The sequence below is a fragment of the Burkholderia sp. R-40 genome (assembly GCF_049942845.1).
GTDB classification, from domain to species: Bacteria; Pseudomonadota; Gammaproteobacteria; order Burkholderiales; family Burkholderiaceae; genus Burkholderia; species Burkholderia ambifaria.
Genome location: NZ_CP187967.1, coordinates 2,773,640 through 2,797,823, shown reverse-complemented (window position 1 = coordinate 2,797,823; position 24,184 = coordinate 2,773,640). Strand labels below are relative to the sequence as shown.

Genomic DNA, 24,184 nt, shown 5'->3' with positions numbered 1-24,184 from the left:
GGCGCGTGCGCCCGGCGCTTACTTCACTTTCGCGTTGATCACGCCTTCCGACACGTTCGCCGGCGTTTCAGCGTACTGCTTGAACTCCATCGTGTACGTCGCACGGCCTTGCGTGGCCGAGCGCAGCGACGTCGAATAGCCGAACATCTCGGCAAGCGGCACTTCGGCGCGCACGAGCTTGCCGCCGCCGCCCGCGATGTCCTCCATCCCCTGCACGATGCCGCGCCGGCTCGACAGGTCGCCCATCACGTTGCCCATGAAATCCTCGGGCGTCTCGACCTCGACGGCCATCATCGGCTCGAGCAGCACGGGCTTCGCACGGCGCATCGCTTCCTTGAACGCCATCGAGCCGGCCATCCGGAACGCGTTTTCGTTCGAGTCGACGTCGTGGTACGAGCCGAACGTCAGGTGCACCTTCACGTCGACGACCGGGTAGCCAGCGAGCACGCCGCTCTTCAGCGTTTCGGTGATGCCCTTGTCGACGGCCGGGATGAATTCGCGCGGAATCACGCCGCCCTTGATCTCATCGAGGAACTCGTAGCCCTTGCCGGGGTTCGGCTCGAGCGTAATCACCGCATGCCCGTACTGGCCGCGCCCGCCCGACTGCTTGACGAACTTGCCTTCGACGTCGGACGCCGTCGTGCGCACCGTTTCGCGGTACGCGACCTGCGGCTTGCCGACCGTGGCCTCGACGCCGAACTCGCGCTTCATCCGGTCGACCAGGATTTCGAGGTGCAGCTCGCCCATCCCCGAGATGATGGTCTGGCCGGATTCCTCGTCGGTCTGCACGCGGAACGACGGATCCTCCTGCGCGAGACGGTTCAGCGCCAGGCCCATCTTCTCCTGGTCGGCCTTCGTCTTCGGCTCGACGGCCTGCGAGATCACCGGCTCCGGGAATTCCATCTTCTCGAGGATGATCGGCTTGGTCGGATCGCACAGCGTGTCGCCTGTCGTCGCTTCCTTCAGGCCGACCGCCGCCGCGATGTCGCCCGCGCGCACTTCCTTGATTTCCTTGCGCTCGTTCGCGTGCATCTGCAGGATCCGGCCGAGCCGCTCCTTCTTGTCCTTCGTCGCGTTCAGCACCGTGTCGCCCGAATTGACGACGCCCGAATACACGCGGAAGAAGATCAGCTGGCCGACGAACGGGTCGGTCATGATCTTGAACGCGAGCGACGAGAACGGCTCGTCGTCGCTCGGGTGGCGTTCCGCCGGTTTTTCCGGATCGGCGAAGTCGTGGCCGAGGATGGCCGGCACGTCGACCGGCGACGGCAGGTAATCGATCACCGCGTCGAGCATCGCCTGCACACCCTTGTTCTTGAACGCGCTGCCGCACAGCATCGGCACGATCTCGTTCGCGATCGTGCGCTGGCGCAGCGCGGCCTTGATCTCGTCCTCGGTCAGCGACTCATGGTCGTGCAGGTACTTCTCGAGCAGTTCCTCGCTGGCTTCCGCGGCGGCCTCGACCATCTTCCCGCGCCATTCGTGCGCGAGCTCGACGAGATTCGCCGGGATCTCCTCGTAGGAAAACTTCACGCCCTGGCTTTCGTCGTCCCAGACGATCGCCTTCATCTTGACGAGATCGACGACGCCCTGGAAATGCTCTTCCGCGCCGATCGGAATCTGGATCGGCACCGCGACGCCCTTCAGGCGCTCGCCGATCTGGCGCTGCACGCGGAAGAAGTCCGCGCCGACGCGGTCCATCTTGTTGACGAACGCGATGCGCGGCACCTTGTACTTGTTCGCCTGGCGCCACACGGTTTCGGACTGCGGCTGCACGCCGCCGACCGAGTCGTAGACCATGCACGCGCCGTCGAGCACGCGCATCGAGCGTTCGACCTCGATCGTGAAGTCGACGTGCCCGGGGGTGTCGATGATGTTGATCCGGTGTTCCGGATAGTTGCCGGCCATGCCCTTCCAGAAGGCCGTGGTCGCGGCCGACGTGATCGTGATGCCGCGTTCCTGCTCCTGCTCCATCCAGTCCATCGTGGCCGCGCCATCGTGCACTTCGCCGATCTTGTGGCTCACGCCGGTGTAAAACAGGATGCGCTCGGTCGTCGTGGTCTTGCCGGCATCGATGTGAGCGCTGATCCCGATGTTGCGATAGCGCTCGATGGGGGTTTTGCGGGGCACGTGAACCTCCTGGTGGTTCGGATCGTAAGCGGGCCGGCTGGGCCGGTCCGGATTGGAACAAGCGAGATTTAAAGGATAGCGCTTGTCCGTGGCTTTTGCAGATGCGGCCAGCGTCGGCCGAATCAAGGCGGGCGCCGCCGGCGCGCGAAAAAAAAGCCGGCGCGCAACGGGCGGCCGGCTTCGGTCGATGCGCGGCGGCGCCGCGGCACTCGCCGTTACTGGGGCTTGGGCAGCCCGTCGAGCTTCATGCCCGGCTTGATGCCCTTCGCGGCGAACCAGCCCTTGCTCATTTCGAGCGCATAGACGCCGTTGTTGCGCGGGCAGTGGTTGTCGGTCGTCTCGGCCCGCATCTCGTCGATGTCGGTAATCGTGCCGTCCGCGCGGATGAACGCGATCGACAGCGGAATCAGCGTGTTCTTCATCCAGAAGCAGTGCACGGCGTTCTCGTTGAACACGAACAGCATGCCTTCGTTCGGCCCGAGCTGCGACCGGTACATCAGCCCCTGTTCGCGGTCGGCGTCGTTCGCGGCGACGGCCGCGTCGATCACGTACATGCCGGCGCGCAGCTTCACGTGCGGGAACTCGCTCGGCTGCTTGGCGCCCGGCGGCATTTGCGCGTGGGCGGTGTGCACGCCGAGTGCGAGGACGGCGAGCGCGGCGGGGAACACGGCGGCGCGCGCAAGGCGGCCGAGCGACGAGCGCAGGGAGAATCGCACAGCAAGGCTCCTATCGGGAAAACGAGACCCGCATGGTACGCGAAGCGCGCCGGCGGGCACAAAAAGAAAAAGGCAGATCGCCTCGCGGTGATCTGCCTTTCAACGCCGTAAGAACGGCAAGACTGCGTGTTCTTGACTGCGTTATTACAACCAGCTTGCTTAGTTCGAAGCAGCTGCCGGCGCTTCGGCTTCGCTAGCTGCCTTCTTCGCTGCGTGGTGCTTCTTCTTTGCGTGGTGCTTCTTGGCCGTGTGCTTTGCCGGTGCCGAAGCAGCTGCCGGAGCAGCAGCCGAAGCAGCTTCCGGAGCCGAAGCTTGTGCGAAAGCAGCCGTTGCGAAGAGACCAGCGACCAGAGCGGCGATCAGTTTGTTCATGTTGTGTTCCTCAGCTTTAGTTAATTAACCAAATGACCCGGCATAGGAGTCATGTCGTCTAACGGTGCCATCCACCTTTCGGTTGACAGACGCTTCGAGAAATTTCTCATTGCGCTGCGGGCGCCGAATCGTATTCGAAGAAAACGTCGCTTTCGTGACGCAAACACGGAAATACCGGTTCGGCTGCCAATGCCGGATAGCTCAGGATGGCATCTGCGTGGTTTAACGCGCGATCTTCGCCGGCGGTTGACGAAAAAGATGACGAAAAAATCGAAAGTTGCCGACGCACTCATGCGTCGCGGGCAAAACCGTCCCACGGGGCGCGCGGCGGCAGCGCGATTGTTTCGCCTGGCGCAATGCCGAGCGCGAATATGTCCAGCGCGCCGATGCCCACGCGCACGAGACGCAACGTCGGGAAGCCGATCGCGGCCGTCATCCGGCGCACCTGCCGATTCTTGCCTTCGGTGATCGCCAGTTCGATCCACGTGGTCGGGATCGCGGCGCGGTAGCGGATCGGCGGGTTGCGCGGCCACAGCGCATCGGGCGGCTCGATGAATTCGGCGCGGCACGGGCGCGTCACGTAGTCGCCGAGATCGACGCCGCGCGCGAGCGCCTTCAGGTCGGCAGGGCCCGGCGCGCCGTCGACCTGCGCCCAGTAGCGCTTGACGAGCTTGTGGCGCGGCTCCGCGATGCGCGCCTGCAGCGCGCCGTCGTCGGTGAGCAGCAGCAGGCCCTCGCTGTCCGCGTCGAGCCGGCCGGCCGGGTAGACGCCGGGCGTTTTTACCCAGTCGCCGAGCGATGGCCGCGTCTCGTGCGCGGAAAACTGGCAAATCGTGCCGAACGGCTTGTTGAGGGCGATCAGGGTCATGGCGGGGCGCCCGCGCGGCGTGCCGCGGGAAGGCGGGCCGGCGGTCTATGGCAAATGGCGGAATCTTAATGCATAATACGGAACGGCAAGTCATCTGTCTTATATAAGACATAAGGGAAGACTTGATACGCAGCGTCGCGCTTCGTGCCGCCGGCCCCGATTGGGGCGCTAGAATAGCGGCTCGCTGTTGCCGTCACGAAGGGGGCAAGGCCACCTCGCCACGCGCGCAGTTTCGACCAGCATCACCTGCTCAGCCACGTCACTGGAGTCGATCATGCCGTATCAGCACATCAAGGTTCCGGAGGGCGGTGACAAGATCACCGTCAACAAGGACTACTCGCTCAACGTTTCCGATCAGCCGATCATTCCCTATATCGAAGGCGACGGTACGGGCTTCGATATCACGCCGGTCATGATCAAGGTCGTCGACGCGGCGGTGGCCCATGCCTACAAGGGCAAGCGCAAGATCCACTGGATGGAGATCTTCGCGGGCGAGAAGGCGACGAAGGTGTACGGTCCGGACGTGTGGCTGCCGGACGAAACGCTGCAGGTGCTGAAGGAATACGTGGTGTCGATCAAGGGGCCGCTCACGACCCCGGTCGGCGGCGGCATCCGTTCGCTGAACGTCGCGCTGCGCCAGGAACTCGACCTGTACGTGTGCCTGCGCCCGGTCCAGTATTTCAAGGGCGTGCCGTCGCCGGTGCGCGAGCCGCAAAAGATCGACATGGTGATCTTCCGCGAGAACTCGGAAGACATCTACGCGGGCATCGAATGGGCCGCGGGCTCCGAGCAGGCGAAGAAGGTGATCAAGTTCCTGCAGGACGAGATGGGCGTGAAGAAGATCCGCTTCCCGGAAACCTCGGGGATCGGCGTCAAGCCCGTGTCGACCGAAGGCACCGAGCGTCTCGTGCGCAAGGCGATCCAGTATGCGATCGACAACGATCGCAAGTCGGTCACGCTGGTTCACAAGGGCAACATCATGAAGTTCACGGAAGGTCTGTTCCGTGACGCCGGCTACGCGCTCGCGCAGAAGGAATTCGGCGGCGAGCTGATCGACGGCGGCCCGTGGATGCGCGTGAAGAACCCGAAGACGGGCAACGAGATCGTCATCAAGGATTCGATCGCCGATGCATTCCTGCAGCAGATCCTGCTGCGTCCGGCCGAATACGACGTGATCGCGACGCTGAACCTGAACGGCGACTACATCTCCGACGCACTGGCCGCGCAGGTCGGCGGCATCGGGATCGCGCCGGGCGCGAACCTGTCGGATTCGGTCGCGATGTTCGAGGCGACGCACGGCACGGCGCCGAAGTACGCGGGCAAGGATTACGTGAACCCCGGTTCGGAGATCCTGTCGGCGGAAATGATGCTGCGCCACCTCGGCTGGACGGAAGCGGCCGACACGATCATCGCCGCGATGGAAAAGTCGATCCTGCAGAAGCGCGTCACGTACGACTTCGCGCGCCTGATGGAAGGTGCGACGCAGGTGTCGTGCTCCGGCTTCGGCGAAGTGCTGATCGAGAACATGTAAGACCCCTTCCGGGGTGGGCCGGCGGATCGCCGGCCGCCCCGGCGCCTACTGCCGGCGCCGGGGCGTTTCGTGGATGGCAGGTTTGTTGGCAGGGCGGTCCGGCGTGCGGGCCGCGGCGCCGCGCTGCGGCCCGCATGCCCTGCAAGGTAGAACATGACGGCCCTCGCAACATCACCGCCCGGCTGAGCCGGCGCGCTCCTTTCGCGACCCACCCGGTCGCTCACCGCCGGTTATCGCCGGCGCTCCTCAGTCCAACATTCACGTAGCAACGCTTTGACCACCATGTCCACTTCGCCCAAGATCATCTACACCCTCACCGACGAAGCGCCCGCGCTCGCGACCTATTCGCTGCTGCCGATCGTCAAGGCCTTCACGCGCTCGTCCGGCGTCGCCGTCGAAACGCGCGACATCTCGCTCGCCGGCCGCATCATCGCGGCATTCGCCGACGTCCTGCCGCCGCAGCAGAAGGGTTCCGACGATCTGGCCGAACTGGGCCAGCTCACGCTGAAGCCGGAAGCGAACATCATCAAGCTGCCGAACATCAGCGCATCGGTGCCGCAGCTCAAGGCCGCGATCGCCGAACTGCAGGCGCAGGGCTACAAGCTGCCGGCGTATCCGGAAGATCCGTCGACCGACGAAGAGAAGGCGGTCAAGGCCCGCTACGACAAGATCAAGGGCAGCGCGGTGAACCCGGTGCTGCGCGAGGGCAACTCGGATCGCCGCGCGCCGCTGTCGGTGAAGAACTACGCACGCAAGCACCCGCACAAGATGGGCGCATGGAAGGCCACGTCGAAGGCGCACGTCGCGCACATGACCGAAGGCGACTTCTACGGCAGCGAAAAGTCGGCGCTGATCGCCGCGGCCGGCAGCGTGAAGATCGAACTCACGACGACCGACGGCGTGAAGAAGGTGCTGAAGGTAAAGACGGCCGTGAAGGCCGATGAAGTCATCGACGCATCGGTGATGAGCCGCAAGGCGCTGCGCAGCTTCATCGAAGCACAGATCGCGGACGCGAAGGCGCAGGACGTGCTGTTCTCGGTGCACCTGAAGGCGACCATGATGAAGGTCTCGGACCCGATCCTGTTCGGTCACTTCGTGTCGGTGTTCTACAGCGACGCGCTCACCAAGCACGCGGACGTGCTCGCGAAACTCGGCTTCAACCCGAACAACGGGATCGGCGACCTGTACGCGCGCCTGAAGGACCTGCCGGCCGACACGCGCGAAGCGATCGAAGCCGACGTCAAGGCCGAGTACGCGGTGCGCCCGCGTCTCGCGATGGTCAACTCCGACAAGGGCATCACGAACCTGCACGTGCCGAGCGACGTGATCGTCGACGCATCGATGCCGGCGATGATCCGCGACTCGGGCGGCATGTGGGGCCCGGACGGCGAACTGTCCGACGCGAAGGCCGTGATTCCGGACCGCTGCTACGCGGGCGTCTACCAGGCCGTGATCGAAGACTGCAAGCAGCACGGCGCATTCGACCCGGTCACGATGGGCAGCGTGCCGAACGTCGGCCTGATGGCGCAGGCGGCCGAGGAATACGGTTCGCACGACAAGACGTTCCTGATCCCGGCCGATGGCGTCGTGCGCGTCACGGACGAAGCCGGCAACGTGCTGCTCGAGCACGCGGTCGAGTCGGGCGACATCTGGCGCATGTGCCAGACGAAGGACGCACCGGTGCAGGACTGGGTCAAGCTCGCGGTGAACCGTGCCCGCGCGACCGGCGCGCCGGCCGTGTTCTGGCTTGACCCGGCCCGTGCGCACGACGCGCAGATCATCGCGAAGGTCGAACGCTATCTGAAGGATCACGACACGAACGGCCTCGACATCCGCATCATGACGCCGGTCGACGCGACGCGTTTCTCGCTCGAGCGCATCCGCGCGGGCAAGGACACGATCTCGGTCACGGGCAACGTGCTGCGCGACTACCTGACCGACCTGTTCCCGATCATGGAACTCGGCACCAGCGCGAAGATGCTGTCGATCGTGCCGCTGATGGCCGGCGGCGGGATGTTCGAAACGGGCGCAGGCGGCTCGGCACCGAAGCACGTGCAGCAGTTCGTCGAGGAAGGCTTCCTGCGTTGGGATTCGCTCGGCGAATTCCTCGCGCTGGCCGCGTCGCTCGAACACCTCGGCCACGCTTACCAGAACCCGAAGGCGCTCGTGCTCGCGAAGACGCTCGACCAGGCGACCGGCAAGTTCCTGGACGAGAACAAGTCGCCTGCACGCAAGGTCGGCGGTCTCGACAACCGCGGCAGCCACTTCTACCTGTGCCTGTACTGGGCGCAGGCGCTGGCCGAGCAGACCGACGATGCCGCGCTGAAGGCGCAGTTCGAAGGCGTCGCGAAGTCGCTGGCCGCCAGCGAAGCGCGCATCCTGGAAGAACTGTCGGCCGCGCAGGGCACCGCGCAGGCGATCGGCGGCTACTACCGTCCGAACGTCGAGCTGACGAGCCAGGCGATGCGCCCGAGCGCAACGCTGAACGCCATCGTCGACGCAGTCGCCTGACGCCGGCCGCGCCCATGCGCGCGTGACGGCAACGGCAGCCGCCGACGCGGCGGGCTTCACGGCTCGCCGCTTCGCCGACAATAAAAACGCCCCGGTCGCCCGGGGCGTTTTTCGTTGCACGCGTGCCATTCAGACGTGCACGATTTCCCATTCGCTGATTTCGGGCGGCACTTCGAGCGTGGCCGTATCGAGTTCGGTCGGTTGCTCGCAGTCGCCGCGGGAGATGTGGTCGGCGGCTACTTCCGGGCACGAGAACGCGCCGAGCAGAGCGTTGCCGAACGTCGCTTCCCAGCCGCCGTTACCCGGCAGGATGTAGAACGACCCGAGCGCTGAACCAAAGCGAAATCCCTTCATTTCCGTTCTCCCTTTCTGATTACAAGCGATTCTGTGGTGCCGCTCGCCGGTTGGGTTTCGTATCGACCGTCGTGGCGAAGCGTCGGTGCATGGAACCCAGTCTACGTCCGTGGCCGCGACCGATGGTGCGCGTAGAACGCTTTGTCGAAACAAAAATTCCTTTTTAAAAACAGCCATTTATTTTGTCCGTTTTGTATTGCGGAACGATTTTTGGCATCGCGAAACAGCGAATTTGTGCCGTGCACCACGAATTTTTATAACGCAGTGACTTGTTCCACATCGTGAAAAATCGAGGGGGGTCCGTGCATCGAAGGCGGACGGTGTGACGCTGGCGGGATGAACGGGTGGGGCGAACTGCGCGCGATGGGGCGGGGCGAACGCGGGCAGCGTGTGCGATCGACCGGGCAGCCGGCACGAATGCAGTGGGGGCGTTGCGGCGTCGACCGATGATCGAAAACACCGCGCGAAGGGCGCCCGGGCCGTCAGGCCCAATCGCGCACTGCGGCGTATCGCCGCTCGCGCTGTGCCGCGGTGCTTCGGCCGCGACCCGCGGTTATGATGACGCGGGCATCAGGTTTCGCGTCGCGCATGGGCGCTTGCGCACCGACCGGCGCGGGTGTCGCGACGGCCGCGCGACGCAGCACGAATAACGAGGAACGATTGATGATACGGAGAACCTTCCTGTCGCATGCCATCGGTGTGGCGGCCGCATCGCTGTTTGCGCGCACCGCGTGGGCGCAGCATGCCGCACACGCGGGCATGGCCGGCATGGATCAGATGGACGACATGCCCGGCATGTCAGGGATGGCGGGCCACACGCAGCACGCGAAGCCGGCGCCGGCCGCGCTCGCGGCGGCCGATGCGCTGCCGGCCGGCGCGCCGCTCGCGTCGCTGCGCACGCTCGCCAACGAAAGTCGCGAGCCCGGCACGTTCCGCGCGACGCTGGTCGCGCAGCCGGTCGCGCGTCCGCTGCTGCACAGCGCGCGTCCGACGACGTTCTGGCAATTCGGCACGGGCACGCAGGGCCCGGTGGTCGGCCCGCTGATCGACGTACGCGAGGGCGATACGGTCGAAATCCGCTTCGTGAACAAGCTGCCGCAACCGTCGACGATCCACTGGCACGGCCTGCCGGTGCCGCCCGACCAGGACGGCAACCCGTCCGACCCGGTCGCGCCGGGTGCGTCGCACGTGTACCGCTTCACGTTGCCGAAGGGCAGTGCCGGCACCTACTGGTATCACCCGCATCCGCACATGATGACCGCCGAGCAGGTGTTCCGCGGGCTGGCCGGCCCGTTCGTCGTGCGCGCCGCCGACGATCCGCTCGCCGGCTGGCCCGAGCGCAACCTGTTCGTGTCCGACCTGAAGCTTGCGCGCGACGGCACCATTGCGCCGAACGACATGATGGACTGGATGAACGGCCGAGAAGGCCAGTTCGTGCTGGTCAACGGTGCGCGCCGGCCGCGGATCGACGTCGCGAGCGACGAGCGCTGGCGCGTGTGGAACGCGTGCAGCGCACGCTACCTGCGCGTGGCGTTCGACGACGGCCGCGCGTTCGAGCATGCCGGCACGGACGGCGGGCTCTTCGATGCGCCGCGCCGCGTGACGTCGCTGCTGCTCGCGCCGGGCGAGCGCGCGGAACTGCTGGTGCGCGCCGGCGACCGCGCGTCACGCGCGGTGCTGCAGGCGGCCGAATACGACCGCCGCAAGATGGCGATGTCGCACGACGACGGCCACGGCAGCCTGCCGCCCGATCCGGCGCTGCCGCTCGCCGACGTCGCGTTCGCACCGGCCGCCCCTCGTGCGCTGCCGGCGACGCTGCGCGCGGTGCCGACGCTCGGCGAGCCGGTCGCGCACAAGGAAGTCGCGTTCGGCGAAGAGATGGACATGGACGCGATGATGAACAGCCCGATGCATGGCCGCCCGGCCGGGATGCGCTTCACGATCAACGGCGCGACCTATGCACCGCATCGCGCGACGCTGACGAGCCGCCGCGGCGACGTCGAGCGCTGGACAATCCGCAATGGCACAGACATGGATCACCCGTTCCATTTGCACGGCACGCAATTCCAGGTTATCGAGCGTGCATCGGACGGCACGCGCACGAGCGAACCGTTCCGCGCGTGGCGCGATACCGTGAACGTGCGCAGCGGCGAGACCGTGACGATTCTCGTTACGCAAGACATGCCCGGCGAGCGCATGTTCCACTGCCATATTCTCGAACACGAGGATCTCGGCATGATGGGCACGCTGAAGGTCGTGTAACGAGATCGATTATGTTTCACACGTATGACGGCATTCGATCTGCGTGTGCGACAAGACAATACGTGTTCAATAATCGGGATTGAACGTAAAGGCCGGCCAATCGAATTAACGAATGGCCGGCCTGAAAAAAAGAAACCCGGCGCAATGCCGGGTTTCTTCGTCCAATATCCGGTGCCTTACGCGGCCTGGATGTTCGACGCTTGCTTGCCCTTCGGCCCTTGAACGACCTCGAAGCTCACCTTCTGGCCTTCCTTCAGGGTCTTGAAGCCCTGCATGTTGATGGCCGAGAAGTGCGCAAACAGATCCTCACCGCCCTCGTCGGGGGTGATGAAACCGAAGCCCTTCGCGTCGTTGAACCACTTAACGATACCAGTTGCCATTTTCCTACTTCCCCTGTCACACAGTCGCTGCTACTTACCACGAGCACGCTCGAAAAGCTAAACGACCGGAAAATACAGCCGTTCCCCCCTCACAAGCTCACCTTCGGCCTCATTCATTTCGCCAACCGGCAAATGAAAAAGAGTGCCAGCTTGATTGTTGGCGCTCTTTATTTGAGTGTCAAGGGGAATTTTTAGACGGTTAGAGGGCCGTTGTAAAGAACCCATTTTCAGGGTTTTTCCGGCTTTGCTTCGCAGCATGCCGCCAAGCGCGCGGACTTGAAAAGTCGCATAATCGGCTCATATACCAGGCTCGAGTGACACGCGATCGAGTCGTCCCGGCTTGTGGGATACTGGATGCGGATGCGACGGTCCGGTGCAGTCTCCACCTGACGGTTCGTGTTCCGCGCCACGCGTGAAAGCCGGCACCGCAGCCGGCTTTCGTATGGTGCGAAGACGATCGCATGTCGTCGGGAACCAGGGAGGGCGCCGGCCGGTCGGTCGGGTAATGGCAGGATTGCGGGCCTGTCCGAGTTGTTTAGAATGGGTGTATGGCGATTATCCCGGACAAGCAGGACAGCACCGTCCTGGAACGCAAGCAGCAGAAGCTCAAGCCGCCTTCGATGTACAAGGTGGTGCTGCTCAACGACGACTTCACGCCGATGGAGTTCGTCGTGATGGTCGTACAGGAGTATTTCAAGAAGGATCGCGAGACGGCCACGCAGATCATGCTGAAGGTCCATCGTGAAGGGCGAGGGGTATGTGGGGTCTATACGCGGGACATCGCGTCGACCAAGGTTGAGCAAGTCGTTACCCATGCGCGGCAGGCCGGGCATCCGCTGCAGTGCGTGATGGAGGAAGCATGATTGCCCAGGAATTGGAAGTCAGCCTGCACATGGCGTTCATGGAAGCACGCCAGGCGCGCCATGAGTTCATTACGGTCGAGCATCTGCTGCTGGCCCTGCTGGATAATCCGACGGCAGCCGAGGTGTTGCGCGCGTGTGCGGCCAACATCGAGGACTTGCGTCAGAACCTGCGCAATTTCATCCACGACAACACACCGACCGTTCCGGGTACCGACGATGTCGATACCCAGCCGACGCTCGGTTTCCAGCGCGTGATCCAGCGCGCGATCATGCACGTCCAGTCGACGTCGAACGGCAAGAAGGAAGTCACCGGCGCGAACGTGCTGGTCGCGATCTTCGGCGAGAAGGATTCGCACGCCGTCTACTACCTGCAGCAGCAGGGCGTCACGCGCCTGGACGTCGTGAACTTCATTTCGCACGGCATCGCGAAGACGAACGGCGGCGAAGCCGCGAAGTCGACCGACGCGAACGCGGAAAGCGAAGACGCGAACGCGCAGAAGGAAACGCCGCTCGCGCAGTTCACGCAGAACCTGAACCAGATGGCGAAGGACGGCCGCATCGATCCGCTGATCGGCCGCGAGCCGGAGGTCGAGCGCGTCGTGCAGGTGCTGTGCCGGCGCCGCAAGAACAATCCGCTGCTCGTGGGCGAAGCGGGCGTGGGCAAGACCGCGATCGCGGAAGGGCTCGCCTATCGCATCACGCGCGGCGAAGTGCCGGACATCCTCGCGAACGCGCAGGTGTATTCGCTCGACATGGGCGCGCTCCTCGCGGGCACCAAGTATCGCGGCGACTTCGAGCAGCGTCTGAAGACGGTGCTGAAGGAGCTGAAGGAGCGTCCGCACGCGATCCTGTTCATCGACGAGATCCACACGCTGATCGGCGCGGGCGCCGCATCGGGCGGCACGCTCGACGCGTCGAACCTGCTGAAGCCGGCGCTGTCGTCGGGCACGCTCAAGTGCATCGGCGCGACCACGTTCACCGAGTATCGCGGCATCTTCGAGAAGGATGCGGCGCTGTCGCGGCGCTTCCAGAAGGTCGACGTGACGGAGCCGACCGTCGAGCAGACGGTCGCGATCCTGCGCGGGCTGAAGTCGCGCTTCGAGGAGCATCACGGCGTCAAGTATTCGTCGGGCGCACTGTCGGCCGCGGCCGAACTGTCGGCACGCTTCATCACCGACCGCCACCTGCCGGACAAGGCGATCGACGTGATCGACGAAGCGGGCGCCGCGCAGCGCATCCTGCCGAAGTCGAAGCAGAAGAAGACGATCGGCAAGAGCGAGATCGAGGAAATCATCTCGAAGATCGCGCGCGTGCCGGCGCAAAGCGTGTCGCAGGACGATCGCAGCAAGCTGCAGACGCTCGATCGCGACCTGAAGAGCGTCGTGTTCGGCCAGGATCCGGCGATCGATGCGCTCGCCGCATCGATCAAGATGGCGCGTGCGGGCCTCGGCAAGATGGACAAGCCGATCGGCTCGTTCCTGTTCTCCGGCCCGACGGGCGTCGGCAAGACCGAAGTGGCGCGCCAGCTCGCGTTCACGCTCGGCATCGAGCTGATCCGCTTCGACATGTCGGAATACATGGAGCGTCACGCGGTGAGCCGCCTGATCGGCGCGCCGCCGGGCTATGTCGGGTTCGACCAGGGCGGCCTGCTGACCGAAGCCGTCACGAAGAAGCCGCATTGCGTGCTGTTGCTCGACGAAATCGAGAAGGCGCATCCGGACATCTTCAACGTGCTGCTGCAGGTGATGGACCACGGCACGCTGACGGACAACAACGGCCGCAAGGCGGATTTCCGCAACGTCATCATCATCATGACGACGAACGCGGGCGCCGAGTCGATGCAGAAGGCGACGATCGGCTTCACGACGCGCCGCGAGACGGGCGACGAGATGACCGACATCAAGCGTCTGTTCACGCCGGAGTTCCGTAACCGCCTGGATTCGATCATCAGCTTCCGCTCGCTCGATGAGGAAATCATCATGCGCGTGGTCGACAAGTTCCTGATCCAGCTCGAGGAGCAGCTGCACGAGAAGAAGGTCGACGCGCTGTTCACCGACGCGTTGCGCAAGCATCTCGCGAAGCACGGCTTCGACCCGCTGATGGGCGCGCGGCCGATGCAGCGGCTGATCCAGGACACGATCCGTCGTGCGCTGGCCGACGAGCTGCTGTTCGGCAAGCTCGTCAACGGCGGGCACGTGACGGTCGACGTCGACGAAAACGACAAGGTGCAGTTGTCGTTCGACAAGCTGGCGAATCCGCCGCACAAGCCGAACGAAGAGACGGTCGAAGTCGAGTAAGCGATAATTCGTTGTTCATGCGAACGGCGCGGGAAGTTCTCCGCGCCGTTTCGTTTTATCTGGCGCCGGTGGCGCAATGGTGGGGCAGGGAGTAGCAACGCAGTGACACAACAACAACGGTCGTTCGACAACATCGTCGCGCGCGAACAAGGGTTGCGCCACGCGCTGACGTCGGGGCAGATGGCGATGATCGCGATCGGCGGCGCGATCGGCACGGGGCTGTTCCTCGGCAGCGGGTTCGCGATCGGGCTCGCGGGCCCGAGCGTGCTGGTCTCGTATGCGATCGGCGCGTTGATCGCGCTGCTGCTGATGGGCGCGCTCGCGGAAATGACGGTCGCGCATCCGACGGCCGGTTCGTTCGGCGCATACGCCGAGCACTACGTCGGCCCGCTCGCGGGCTTTCTCGTGCGCTATGCGTACTGGTTCGCGGTGGTGTTCGCGATCGGCACCGAGATCAGCGCGATCGCCGTGTTCATGAAGTACTGGTTCCCGGCCGTGCCCGGCTGGTACTGGGTGATCGGCTTCTCCGCGCTGCTGATCGCGGTGAACCTCGCGAGCGTCACGCTGTACGGGTCGGTCGAATACGCGTTTTCGTTGCTGAAGATCGGGGCGATCGTCTTGTTCATCGTGCTCGGCGCGTATCTCGTGTGGTCGGCGCCGGCGGCGTCGGGCATCGGCTTCGCGAACTACACCGCGCACGACGGCTTCATGCCGAAAGGGCCGTGGGGCACCTGGGTCGCGGTGATCGTCGCGATCTTCAGCTACATGAGCATCGAGGCGGTCGCGATCGCGGCCGGCGAGGCGCGCGATCCGCAGCACGCAGTCACGCGTGCGTTCCGCTCGACGGTGTTCCGGCTCGTGCTGTTCTACCTGCTGACGCTGTCGCTGATGCTCGCGATCGTGCCCTGGGCGCAGGCCGGCACCGACGAAAGCCCGTTCGTGAAGGTGATGGCCGCCACGCACGTGCCGTATGCGGCCGGCGTGATCAACTTCGTGCTGCTGATCGCGGCGCTGTCGGCGATGAACAGCCAGCTCTACGTGACGACGCGGATGATGTTCAGCCTGTCGCGTGCGCGGCTCGCGCCGGCGGTGTTCGGCCGGCTCGGCAACAACGGCGTGCCGCGTGCGGCGCTGTGGATCTCGACCAGCGGCGTCGCGGTCGCGGCCGTGCTGGTCGCGCTGTCGCCCGACACCGCATTTACCGTGATGATGGCGATCGCGATGTTCGGCGCGCTGTTCACGTGGCTGATGATCTTCGTCACGCATCTGCGCTTTCGCGCGCGGTATCGCGGCCCGGCGCTCGCATTCCGGATGTGGGGCCACCCGTTCGGCAGCCTGCTCGGTGCGGGGCTCGTGGGCGCGGTCCTGCTCACGACCGCGTTCACGCGCGAATTCCGGATGACGATGGTGGTCGGCGTCGTGTTCGTCGTGCTGCTGACGCTCGCGTACGCGCTGCACTATCGGCACCAGCACGCGCGTTGACGCGTGAGCGTGCGCCGCGGGCAGTGGCCTGCGCGGCGACGGTGATGCGCGGCCGCCAGCTCGCACCCGCGCGGTTCGCGCGGACGGCCGATCGGTGAATGGAAACGGAAAAAGCAAAGGGGGCCGCGAGGCCCCCGTTTCGCATCGCGCCGTTCAGTGACGGCCGGTGCTGCCGAAGCCGCCTTCGCCGCGATCGCTTTGCGCGAACTCGTCGACGATGTTGAACTGCGCCTGCACGACCGGCACGATCACGAGCTGCGCGAGCCGCTCGAACGGGTTCAGCACGAATTCGGTCTGGCCGCGGTTCCACGTCGACACCATCAGCTGGCCCTGGTAGTCGGAATCGATCAGGCCGACGAGGTTGCCGAGCACGATCCCGTGCTTGTGGCCGAGGCCCGAGCGCGGCAGGATCAGCGCCGCATAGCCGGGATCCGCGAGATGAATCGCGAGGCCCGTCGGCACCAGCGTCGTTTCGCCCGGCTGCAGCGTGACGGGTGCGTCGAGGCACGCGCGCAGGTCGAGGCCCGCGCTGCCGGTGGTGGCGTAGGCGGGCATGTAGTCGCGCATGCGCGCGTCGAGAATCTTCAGGTCGAGTTTCATGCGGTCGTCGAATCGGTCGGGAAGGGCGCGGCGGCGCGTGCCGCCGGGCAATGGATCAGATCAGGTGATTGTCGGGCAGGCGCTTTGCGATTTCGGCGACGAGCGCGTGCGCGAGCTCGTCCTTCGGCGCGCGCGGCAGGCGCGTGAGCCCGGCTGCCTCGAACAGCACGACTTCGTTGTCGTCGCGGCCGAACGTCAGCGGGCCGAGGTTGCCGACCAGCAGCGGCACGTTCTTGCGCTTGCGCTTTTCGTCGCCATGCACGTCGAGATCGCCGCTTTCGGCGGCGAACCCGACGCAGAACGGCGGATCGGGCAGCGCCGCGACCGACGCGAGGATGTCGGGGTTCTCGACGAACGCGAGCGCCGGCATCTTGCGATCGGCCGTCTTCTTCATCTTGTGCTCGGCCGGCTGGTCGACGCGCCAGTCGGCGACCGCGGCCACCGCGATGAAGATGTCCGCGTCGGTTACCGCATGCATGACCGCGTCGTACATCTGCTGCGCGGTCTGCACGTCCTGGCGCGTCACGCCCCACGGCGTGTCGAGCGCGACCGGCCCCGCGACGAGATGCACGTCGGCGCCGGCCTGCTGCGCGGCGCGCGCGAGCGCGAAGCCCATCTTGCCGCTCGAGCGGTTCGTGAGGCCGCGCACCGGGTCGAGCGGCTCGAACGTCGGGCCGGCCGTGATCAGCACGCGACGGTGCGCGAGCACCTTCGGTGCGAAGTGCGCGACGATCGCTTCATAGATCGCCTCGGGCTCGAGCATGCGGCCGTCGCCGACTTCGCCGCAGGCCTGCGCGCCCGAATCGGGGCCGAGCACCGACACGCCGTCGGCGCGCAGTTGCGCGGCATTGCGTTGCGTGGCCGGGTTCTGCCACATCTGGCGGTTCATCGCGGGCACGACGAGCAGCGGACAGTCGCGCGCGACGCACAGCGTCGACAGCAGGTCGTCCGCGAATCCGTGCGCGAGCTTCGCGAGGAAATCCGTCGACGCGGGCGCGATCACGATCGCGTCGGCTTCGCGCGACAGGTCGATGTGCGCCATGTTGTTGTCGATGCGCGCATCCCACTGGCTCGTATAGACGGGCCGGCCGGACAGCGCCTGCATCGTGACGGGCGTAATGAACTGCGCGGCGGCTTCGGTCATCACGACCTGCACGGTCGCGCCTGCCTTCGTCAGCAGCCGGGTGAGCTCGGCGATCTTGTAGCAGGCGATGCCGCCCGTCAGGCCGAGAACGAGGTGTTTTCCAGCGAGTTCTGCGTGTGCCAACTCAGGCCTCCAAGGGTCAAACGGAACGGCCGGCGCGAAGCCGGCCGTCGACACCGAGTATGCGCGCTCAGCGCGAGCCGCGCACGCGACGCAGTTCGTCGTAGACCAGCAGCACCGCGCCGACCGTGATCGCGGAATCGGCGAGGTTGAACGCCGGGAAGTGCCAGCCGCCGACGTGGAAATCGAGAAAGTCGATCACGTGGCCGTAGACCAGCCGGTCGATCACGTTGCCGAGCGCGCCGCCGAGGATCAGCGCGAGCGACAGGCTGAACAGCCGCTGCTGGCCATGGCGGCGCAGCAGGAAGCAGATCACGAGCGTCGCGCCGATGCCGAGCGCGGTGAACGCCCAGCGCTGCCAGCCGCTCGCGGTCGACAGGAAGCCGAACGCGGCGCCGCGGTTGTACACCAGCACGAGGCTGAAGAACGACGTCAGCGCATGCTGCGCGCCGTACGCGAACGTTTTCAGGATCGCGATTTTCGACAGCTGGTCGAACAGGATCACGATCAGCGAAATGCCGAGCCAGGGCGCGAGCGCGCCGCTGGCCGGCTTCGACAGGGTTTTTGCCATGGTTAAGCCGCGCTCCGGATTTCGCCGTTTTCAAACAGGTTCGAGAAGCAGCGTCCGCACAGCGTCGGATGATCGGCGTGCGCGCCGACGTCCTCGCGGTAGTGCCAGCAGCGTTCGCACTTCTGGTACTTCGACGCCGCGACGTCGACGCTTTCCTGCGCCTCGTCGTTGACCTTCACGACCGTCGCCGCCGAGGTGATCAGCACGAACTTCAGGTCGTCGCCGAGGCTCGTGAGCGCATCGTAGCGCGCGCCGCTCGCATGCACGGCCACTTCGGCCTGCAGCGACGAACCGATGCGGTTCGCGGTGCGTGCTTCCTCGAGCGCCTTCGTCACGTTGCCGCGTACGTCGCGCAGCAGCGCCCACTTCTCGATCAGCGCGGTCGAGCCGGCCACCTCGGGATACGCGTAGTACGTTTCCGTGAACACGGTGTCGCTGGCCGGCTGGAACACCTTCCACGCTTCTTCCGCGGTGAACGACAGGAACGGTGCGAGCACGCGCAGCAGCCCGTGCGTCAGGTGGTACAGCGCGGTCTGCGCGGAGCGGCGCGCGCGCGAATCGGCCGCGCTGGTGTACAGGCGGTCCTTCAGCACGTCGAGGTAGAAGCCGCCGAGATCTTCCGAGCAGTACGTCTGCAGCTTCGCGACGACCGGGTGGAACTCGTACTTCTCGTAGTGGCCGAGCAATTCCGTCTGCAGTTGCGCGGAGAACGCGACCGCATAACGGTCGATCTCGAGCCATTCGTCGACCGGCACCGCGTGCTGCGCGAAGTCGAAGTCCGACAGGTTCGCGAGCAGGAAGCGCAGCGTGTTGCGGATGCGGCGATAGCCTTCCGTCACACGCTTCAGGATTTCCTCGGAGATCGCGAGCTCGCCCGAATAGTCGGTCGACGCGATCCACAGGCGGATGATTTCCGCGCCGAGGCGGTTCGCGACTTCATGCGGGTCGACACCGTTGCCGAGCGACTTGCTCATCTTGCGGCCTTCGCCGTCGACCGTGAAGCCGTGCGTGAGCAGGCCCTTGTACGGCGCGCGGCCGTCGATCATCGACGCGGTCAGCAGCGACGAGTGGAACCAGCCGCGGTGCTGGTCCGAGCCTTCGAGGTATAGATCGGCCGGGAACTGCAGCTGATCCTTGTGCGAGCCGCGCAGCACGTGCCAGTGCGTCGTGCCCGAGTCGAACCACACGTCGAGCGTGTCGCGGTTCTTTTCGTACATATTTGCGTCGTCGCCGATCAGCTCGCGCGGATCGAGCGACTGCCACGCCTCGATGCCCGACTGCTCGACGCGCTTCGCGACTTCCTCGAGCAGCTCGAGCGTGCGCGGGTGCAGCTCGCCGGTTTCCTTGTGCACGAAGAACGCCATCGGCACGCCCCATTGGCGCTGACGCGACAGCGTCCAGTCGGGACGGTTCGCGATCATGCTGAACAGGCGCTGCTTGCCCCACGACGGGTAGAACGCGGTTGCCTCGACGCCTTCGAGCGCCGCTTCGCGCAGCGTCTTGCCGTCGTCGCGCGGCGTCACGTCCATGCCGGCGAACCATTGCGACGTCGCGCGGTAGATGATCGGCGTCTTGTGGCGCCAGCAGTGCATGTAGCTGTGCGTGTACTTCTCGCTGCGCAGCAGCGAGCCGGCCGCGTTCAGCGCGTCGACGATCTTCGGGTTCGCGTCCCAGATCGACAGGCCGCCGAACAGCGGCAGCGATTCGATGTAGCGGCCGTCGCCCATCACCGGGTTGATGAAGTCCGAATCGGTCATCCCGTGCGCCTTGCACGACATGAAGTCTTCGATGCCGTAGGCGGGCGACGAGTGCACGACGCCGGTACCCGTGTCGGTCGTCACGTAGTCGCCGAGGTAGACGGGCGCGGTGCGCTTGTAGCCGGGGTGGGCCGACGCGAGCGGGTGGTGGAAGCGCAGGTTCGCGAGCTTCACGCCGGGCGCGGTCGCGACGACGCGGCCGGTCAGCTTGAAGTCGGCCATGCACGCGGCGACGCGTTCTTCCGCGATGATCAGCAGCCCGCGCTCGGTGTCGACCAGCGCGTAGACGATTTCCGGATGGAGGTTCAGCGCCTGGTTGGCCGGGATCGTCCACGGCGTGGTGGTCCAGATCACGATGCCGCCCTCGGCGCGCGGCAGCGCCGGCAGGCCGAACGCCTGCGCGGTCTTTTCCGGCTCGGCGAACGCGAACATCACGTCGATCGTCGGGTCGGTGCGGTCCTTGTACTCGACTTCCGCCTCGGCGAGCGCCGAGCCGCAGTCGAAGCACCAGTTCACCGGCTTCAGCCCGCGGTACACGTAGCCCTTCTCGATGATCTTGCCGAGCGCGCGGATCTCTTCCGCCTCGTTGACGAAGTTCATCGTCTTGTACGGATTCGCCCAGTCGCCGAGCACGCCGAGGCGCTTGAAGCCGACCTTCTGCTTCTCGATCTGCTCGGTCGCGTACGCGCGCGCCTTGCTCATCACTTCGGCGGCCGGCAGCGACTTGCCGAACTGCTTCTCGATCTGGATCTCGATCGGCATCCCGTGGCAATCCCAGCCCGGCACGTACGGTGCGTCGAAGCCGGCCATGTTGCGCGACTTGACGACGATGTCCTTCAGGATCTTGTTGACCGCGTGCCCGAGGTGGATGTCACCGTTCGCATACGGCGGGCCGTCGTGCAGGATGAACTTCGGGCGGCCCTTGCTGGCCGCGCGGATCTTTTCGTAGATGCCGCGCTCTTCCCATTCCTTGACCCACTGCGGCTCGCGCTTGGGCAGGTCGCCGCGCATCGGGAACGGCGTGTCGAGCAGGTTGACCGGATACTTGGCCTGCGGTTTCGAATCGGCTTTCTTGTTGCTCATGATGGGATCGCTATCTAAATCGGTGGACGCTCGTGCGTCGTGAATCGGGGATGCGCGCGTGTGGGCGGCGCGAGGGCGCGGCGCGTGGCGCCGCCGGCCGGATCAGCTAATTCGGTCGGTCGCCGACGTCGAGAAGCCGGTCGCGCGGCTGCCCGGCGCGCGGGCGCGCTCGACGAAATACGCGCGTGCGTTCGCGACGTCCAGGGCGATCGCGCGCGACAGCGCCTCGAGATCGTCGAACTTCGCCTCGTCGCGCAGCTTCTTCAGGAATTCGACGCGGATCAGCTTGCCGTACGCATCGCCGTGCCAGTCGAGCAGGTGGACTTCGAGCAGCACGCGGCCGGAATCGTCGACGGTCGGGCGCAGCCCGAGGCTCGCGACGCCCGGCAGCGGGGCGGGGCCCAGCCCGTGCACCTGCACGACGAAGATGCCCGCGAGCGCCGGCCGCTTGTGCGCGATCGGCAGGTTCAGGGTCGGGAAGCCGAGGTCGCGGCCGAGCTTCAGCCCGTGCGCGACGTGGCCGCTGATCGCGTAGCCGTGGCCGAGCGCCTGCGCGGCCGCGTCGAGATCGCCCGCGGCGAGCGCGGCGCGCACGCCGGAGCTGGAGATGCGCGCGCCGTCGCTGCCGGAGACCGTGCCCATCTGCTCGACTTCGAAACCGTACTGTTCGCCGGCCGCCTTCAGCGTGTCGAAGGTGCCCGCGCGCTTCGCGCCGTAGCAGAAATCGTCGCCGACCATCATCCAGCGCGTGTGCAGCCCGCCGACCAGCGTGCGTTCGACGAATGCCTGCGGCGACTGGCTCGCGAACGTGTGGTTGAAGTGCTCGACGACGACGCGGTCGACCCCATGCTCGCGCAGCGCTTCCAGCTTGTCGCGCAGCATCGCGATGCGCGGCGGCGCGCCGGCCGGATTGAAGAATTCGCGCGGGTGCGGCTCGAACGTCATCACGCACACGGGCAGGCCGCGCGCGTCCGCTGCCGCGCGCACGCGCGCGAGCAGGGCCTGGTGGCCGCGATGGACACCATCGAAGTTGCCGATCGTCAGCGCGCACGGCGCGCGGCTCTCGGCGTTGGGCAGGCCGCGGAAGACTTTCACGATAGCGGAAGCAGCGTCGGGGGAATGGGCGGTGGAATGCCGCAAAGCAGAAGATTATAAACGTTCGGGCGGCCCGGCGGCCGAGAAGGAGGGAAACGCGGGGGCGAATGGTAAAATTCGCGGATGAAAAAACTCGTGATCCTGATTTCCGGTCGCGGCAGCAATATGGAGGCCATCGTTCGCGCGTGTGCGCAGGAACGCTGGCCGGCCCAGGTCGCCGCCGTGATCGCCAACCGGCCTGACGCAGCCGGCCTGGTTTTTGCCGCGTCGCACGGGGTGGCGACCGCGGTGGTCGACCACCGGTCGTTCAACGGCCGCGACAGCTTCGACGCGGCGCTCGCCGCCGAGATCGACCGTTTCGCGCCCGATCTCGTCGTGCTCGCCGGCTTCATGCGCATCCTTACGCCCGATTTCGTCAGACGATACGAAGGCCGGCTGCTGAACATCCACCCGTCGCTGCTGCCGAGCTTCAAGGGTATCCACACGCACCAGCAGGCGCTGGATGCCGGCGTCGCGCTGCATGGCGCGAGCGTGCATTTCGTGATTCCCGAACTCGACAGCGGCGCCATCGTCGCGCAGGGCGCGGTGCCGGTGCGCGCGGGCGACGACGCGGCCGCGCTCGCGCGGCGCGTGCTGACGGTCGAGCACGTGCTGTATCCGCGTGCGGTGCGCTGGTTCGTCGAGGGGCGCCTGCGCCTCGAGAACGGCCGGGCAGTGGTGGCGCCGGAAGAGGCGCGCTGGATTTTCGCGGATCAACCGCATACCGAAACGAGCGAGGGCGTATGAAGCTGCACGGATTCCTGATTGGCCAGACCGAGACCTTGCTGGCGGAGGTGCTGAAGTTCACCGGCCCCGCCGACGCGACGACGAGCCGGTTCTTCCGCGCGCACCCGAAGCTGGGCCATGCCGAGCGCGGCGTGATCGCCGAGGCGGTGTTCGCGGTGCTGCGCCGGAAGATGGAGTTTTCGCACCTCGCCGAGAGCGGCACGGGCAGCCCCGCACGGCGCCTCACGCTGCTGGGCCTGATGCAGACGCTCGGCCGCAATGCGCTGAAGCCGTTCGTGTCCGACACCGAGGCCGCGTGGCTCGAGCACGTGTCGAAGATCGACCCGGCGAGCCTGCCGGTGCGCGTGCGCACGAACCTGCCGGACTGGATCTACCAGGCGCTGTCGGCCCGTTTCGACGCCGAGGAGCTCGCGCAGCTCGCCGCCGCGCTGAACTACCCGGCGCCGCTCGACCTGCGCGCCAACGCGCAGAAGGCGACGCGCGACCAGGTGATCGACGCGCTGCGCGCGGAGGGCATCGACGCGGGCGAGACGCCGTTCGCGCCGCAGGGCGTGCGCGTCGTCGGCAAGCCGGCGCTCACGCGCCTGCAGGTGTTCCAGGAAGGGCAGATCGAGGTGCAGGACGAGGGCAGCCAGCTGCTGTGCTCGCTGGTCGCGCCGCGCCGCGGCGAGATGATCGTCGATTTCTGCGCGGGCGCCGGCGGCAAGACGCTCGCGCTCGGCGCGATGATGCGCTCGACCGGGCGCCTTTACGCGTTCGACGTGTCGGAAAAGCGCCTGACCAAGCTCAAGCCGCGCCTCGCGCGCAGCGGGCTGTCGAACGTGAACCCGGTGCTGATCGATAGCGAGCACGATGCGAAGATCAAACGGCTCGCCGGCAAGATCGACCGCGTGCTGGTCGACGCGCCGTGCAGCGGCCTCGGCACGCTGCGCCGCAATCCCGACCTGAAGTGGCGCCAGACGCGCACGTCGATCGAGGAGCTCACGCCGAAGCAGGCGTCGATCCTCGCGAGCGCCGCGCGTCTCGTGAAGAAGGGCGGCCGGCTCGTGTACGCGACCTGCAGCGTGCTCCGCGCGGAGAACGAAGCGATCGTCGAGCAGTTCCTGGCCGACCATCCGGAGTTCGTGCTGGTGCCCGCGCAGCAGGTGCTGGCCGACCAGCGCATCGCGATCGAGACCGGCGACTACCTGTCGCTGTGGCCGCACCGCCACGCGACCGACGGCTTCTTCGCCGCGGTGCTCGAGCGGCGCGCGCAGTAACGG

At 66.0% G+C, this 24,184-nt stretch carries 19 protein-coding genes; 8 read left to right on the top strand and 11 right to left on the bottom strand.

Features of this window, described 5'->3' with window-relative positions:
* Positions 1-18: 18 nt before the first annotated feature.
* The 4 genes from fusA to ACP26O_RS12945 form a co-directional block, all read right to left on the bottom strand.
* Positions 19-2,130 (bottom strand): elongation factor G, encoded by a 2,112-nt coding sequence (gene fusA / locus ACP26O_RS12960; protein WP_011657726.1) that lies wholly within the window; start codon positions 2,128-2,130, stop codon positions 19-21.
* A gap of 215 nt (positions 2,131-2,345) precedes the next feature.
* Positions 2,346-2,846, bottom strand: a complete 501-nt coding sequence (locus ACP26O_RS12955; protein ID WP_126228369.1) for a DUF192 domain-containing protein — start codon at positions 2,844-2,846, stop codon at positions 2,346-2,348.
* Between the two features lie 159 nt (positions 2,847-3,005).
* Complete coding sequence (locus ACP26O_RS12950; RefSeq protein WP_082089614.1) at positions 3,006-3,218, bottom strand: hypothetical protein; 213 nt, start codon at positions 3,216-3,218, stop codon at positions 3,006-3,008.
* A gap of 289 nt (positions 3,219-3,507) precedes the next feature.
* The gene (locus ACP26O_RS12945) at positions 3,508-4,086 is read right to left on the bottom strand and encodes a pseudouridine synthase (RefSeq protein ID WP_011657724.1); all 579 of its coding nucleotides are present in this window, start codon (positions 4,084-4,086) and stop codon (positions 3,508-3,510) included.
* 274 nt (positions 4,087-4,360) lie between these two features.
* On the opposite strand from ACP26O_RS12945, the gene icd reads away from it, so the two are divergent.
* Complete coding sequence (gene icd, locus ACP26O_RS12940) at positions 4,361-5,617, top strand: NADP-dependent isocitrate dehydrogenase (protein WP_006754594.1); 1,257 nt, start codon at positions 4,361-4,363, stop codon at positions 5,615-5,617.
* A gap of 282 nt (positions 5,618-5,899) precedes the next feature.
* Entirely contained in the window at positions 5,900-8,128 is a 2,229-nt protein-coding gene (locus tag ACP26O_RS12935) for an NADP-dependent isocitrate dehydrogenase (RefSeq protein ID WP_175665088.1), read from the top strand.
* Positions 8,129-8,257: 129 nt separating this feature from the next.
* Here the strand turns inward: ACP26O_RS12935 and ACP26O_RS12930 are convergent, their stop codons facing one another.
* Entirely contained in the window at positions 8,258-8,482 is a 225-nt protein-coding gene (locus ACP26O_RS12930; protein WP_011657722.1) for a hypothetical protein, read from the bottom strand.
* A gap of 663 nt (positions 8,483-9,145) precedes the next feature.
* On the opposite strand from ACP26O_RS12930, the gene ACP26O_RS12925 reads away from it, so the two are divergent.
* Complete coding sequence (locus ACP26O_RS12925; protein ID WP_175665087.1) at positions 9,146-10,744, top strand: multicopper oxidase family protein; 1,599 nt, start codon at positions 9,146-9,148, stop codon at positions 10,742-10,744.
* 176 nt (positions 10,745-10,920) lie between these two features.
* Here ACP26O_RS12925 and ACP26O_RS12920 read toward each other — a convergent pair whose 3' ends face one another.
* Entirely contained in the window at positions 10,921-11,124 is a 204-nt protein-coding gene (locus ACP26O_RS12920; protein WP_004196460.1) for a cold-shock protein, read from the bottom strand.
* A gap of 548 nt (positions 11,125-11,672) precedes the next feature.
* Here ACP26O_RS12920 and clpS point away from each other — a divergent pair.
* From clpS to ACP26O_RS12905, 3 genes are all read left to right on the top strand, one after another.
* Complete coding sequence (clpS, locus tag ACP26O_RS12915; protein ID WP_006398529.1) at positions 11,673-11,987, top strand: ATP-dependent Clp protease adapter ClpS; 315 nt, start codon at positions 11,673-11,675, stop codon at positions 11,985-11,987.
* Complete coding sequence (gene clpA, locus ACP26O_RS12910; RefSeq protein ID WP_011657720.1) at positions 11,984-14,284, top strand: ATP-dependent Clp protease ATP-binding subunit ClpA; 2,301 nt, start codon at positions 11,984-11,986, stop codon at positions 14,282-14,284. The genes clpS and clpA overlap by 4 nt, the downstream gene beginning before the upstream one ends.
* Before the next feature lie 102 nt (positions 14,285-14,386).
* Positions 14,387-15,766, top strand: coding sequence for an amino acid permease (locus ACP26O_RS12905; protein WP_175665086.1), 1,380 nt, complete (start codon positions 14,387-14,389; stop codon positions 15,764-15,766).
* 153 nt (positions 15,767-15,919) lie between these two features.
* Here the strand turns inward: ACP26O_RS12905 and dut are convergent, their stop codons facing one another.
* The 5 genes from dut to ACP26O_RS12880 all read right to left on the bottom strand — a co-directional run bounded on the left by dut (position 15,920) and on the right by ACP26O_RS12880 (position 22,136).
* Positions 15,920-16,366, bottom strand: coding sequence for a dUTP diphosphatase (gene dut, locus ACP26O_RS12900; RefSeq protein WP_165751895.1), 447 nt, complete (start codon positions 16,364-16,366; stop codon positions 15,920-15,922).
* A 55-nt stretch (positions 16,367-16,421) separates the two neighbouring features.
* A complete protein-coding gene (coaBC, locus tag ACP26O_RS12895) occupies positions 16,422-17,633 on the bottom strand; it encodes a bifunctional phosphopantothenoylcysteine decarboxylase/phosphopantothenate--cysteine ligase CoaBC (RefSeq protein WP_175665085.1) in 1,212 nt (403 codons plus the stop codon).
* Between the two features lie 67 nt (positions 17,634-17,700).
* Positions 17,701-18,201 carry a signal peptidase II gene (gene lspA / locus ACP26O_RS12890; RefSeq protein WP_006750063.1) on the bottom strand — a complete coding sequence of 167 codons (501 nt, stop codon included), beginning with the start codon at positions 18,199-18,201 and terminating at the stop codon, positions 17,701-17,703.
* 2 nt (positions 18,202-18,203) lie between these two features.
* Positions 18,204-21,041 carry an isoleucine--tRNA ligase gene (gene ileS, locus ACP26O_RS12885; protein WP_175665084.1) on the bottom strand — a complete coding sequence of 946 codons (2,838 nt, stop codon included), beginning with the start codon at positions 21,039-21,041 and terminating at the stop codon, positions 18,204-18,206.
* A 102-nt stretch (positions 21,042-21,143) separates the two neighbouring features.
* Positions 21,144-22,136, bottom strand: coding sequence for a bifunctional riboflavin kinase/FAD synthetase (locus ACP26O_RS12880; protein ID WP_175665083.1), 993 nt, complete (start codon positions 22,134-22,136; stop codon positions 21,144-21,146).
* 123 nt (positions 22,137-22,259) lie between these two features.
* Here ACP26O_RS12880 and purN point away from each other — a divergent pair, with 123 nt between their 5' ends.
* Both purN and ACP26O_RS12870 read left to right on the top strand, forming a co-directional pair.
* Positions 22,260-22,922 carry a phosphoribosylglycinamide formyltransferase gene (gene purN, locus ACP26O_RS12875; RefSeq protein ID WP_175665082.1) on the top strand — a complete coding sequence of 221 codons (663 nt, stop codon included), beginning with the start codon at positions 22,260-22,262 and terminating at the stop codon, positions 22,920-22,922.
* Entirely contained in the window at positions 22,919-24,181 is a 1,263-nt protein-coding gene (locus ACP26O_RS12870) for an RsmB/NOP family class I SAM-dependent RNA methyltransferase (protein WP_175665081.1), read from the top strand. Before purN ends, ACP26O_RS12870 begins: the two co-directional genes overlap by 4 nt.
* The last annotated feature ends 3 nt before the right edge of the window (positions 24,182-24,184 follow it).

Coding starts and splice junctions, on each gene's coding strand:
- lspA (WP_006750063.1), bottom strand. CDS start 18,201: ATGGCAAAAACCCTGTCGAAGCCGGCCAGCGGCGCGCTCGCGCCCTGG.
- ACP26O_RS12935 (WP_175665088.1), top strand. CDS start 5,900: ATGTCCACTTCGCCCAAGATCATCTACACCCTCACCGACGAAGCGCCC.
- ACP26O_RS12920 (WP_004196460.1), bottom strand. CDS start 11,124: ATGGCAACTGGTATCGTTAAGTGGTTCAACGACGCGAAGGGCTTCGGT.
- clpA (WP_011657720.1), top strand. CDS start 11,984: ATGATTGCCCAGGAATTGGAAGTCAGCCTGCACATGGCGTTCATGGAA.
- clpS (WP_006398529.1), top strand. CDS start 11,673: ATGGCGATTATCCCGGACAAGCAGGACAGCACCGTCCTGGAACGCAAG.
- ileS (WP_175665084.1), bottom strand. CDS start 21,041: ATGAGCAACAAGAAAGCCGATTCGAAACCGCAGGCCAAGTATCCGGTC.
- dut (WP_165751895.1), bottom strand. CDS start 16,366: ATGAAACTCGACCTGAAGATTCTCGACGCGCGCATGCGCGACTACATG.
- ACP26O_RS12870 (WP_175665081.1), top strand. CDS start 22,919: ATGAAGCTGCACGGATTCCTGATTGGCCAGACCGAGACCTTGCTGGCG.
- purN (WP_175665082.1), top strand. CDS start 22,260: ATGAAAAAACTCGTGATCCTGATTTCCGGTCGCGGCAGCAATATGGAG.
- ACP26O_RS12930 (WP_011657722.1), bottom strand. CDS start 8,482: ATGAAGGGATTTCGCTTTGGTTCAGCGCTCGGGTCGTTCTACATCCTG.
- icd (WP_006754594.1), top strand. CDS start 4,361: ATGCCGTATCAGCACATCAAGGTTCCGGAGGGCGGTGACAAGATCACC.
- ACP26O_RS12945 (WP_011657724.1), bottom strand. CDS start 4,086: ATGACCCTGATCGCCCTCAACAAGCCGTTCGGCACGATTTGCCAGTTT.
- ACP26O_RS12925 (WP_175665087.1), top strand. CDS start 9,146: ATGATACGGAGAACCTTCCTGTCGCATGCCATCGGTGTGGCGGCCGCA.
- ACP26O_RS12950 (WP_082089614.1), bottom strand. CDS start 3,218: ATGAACAAACTGATCGCCGCTCTGGTCGCTGGTCTCTTCGCAACGGCT.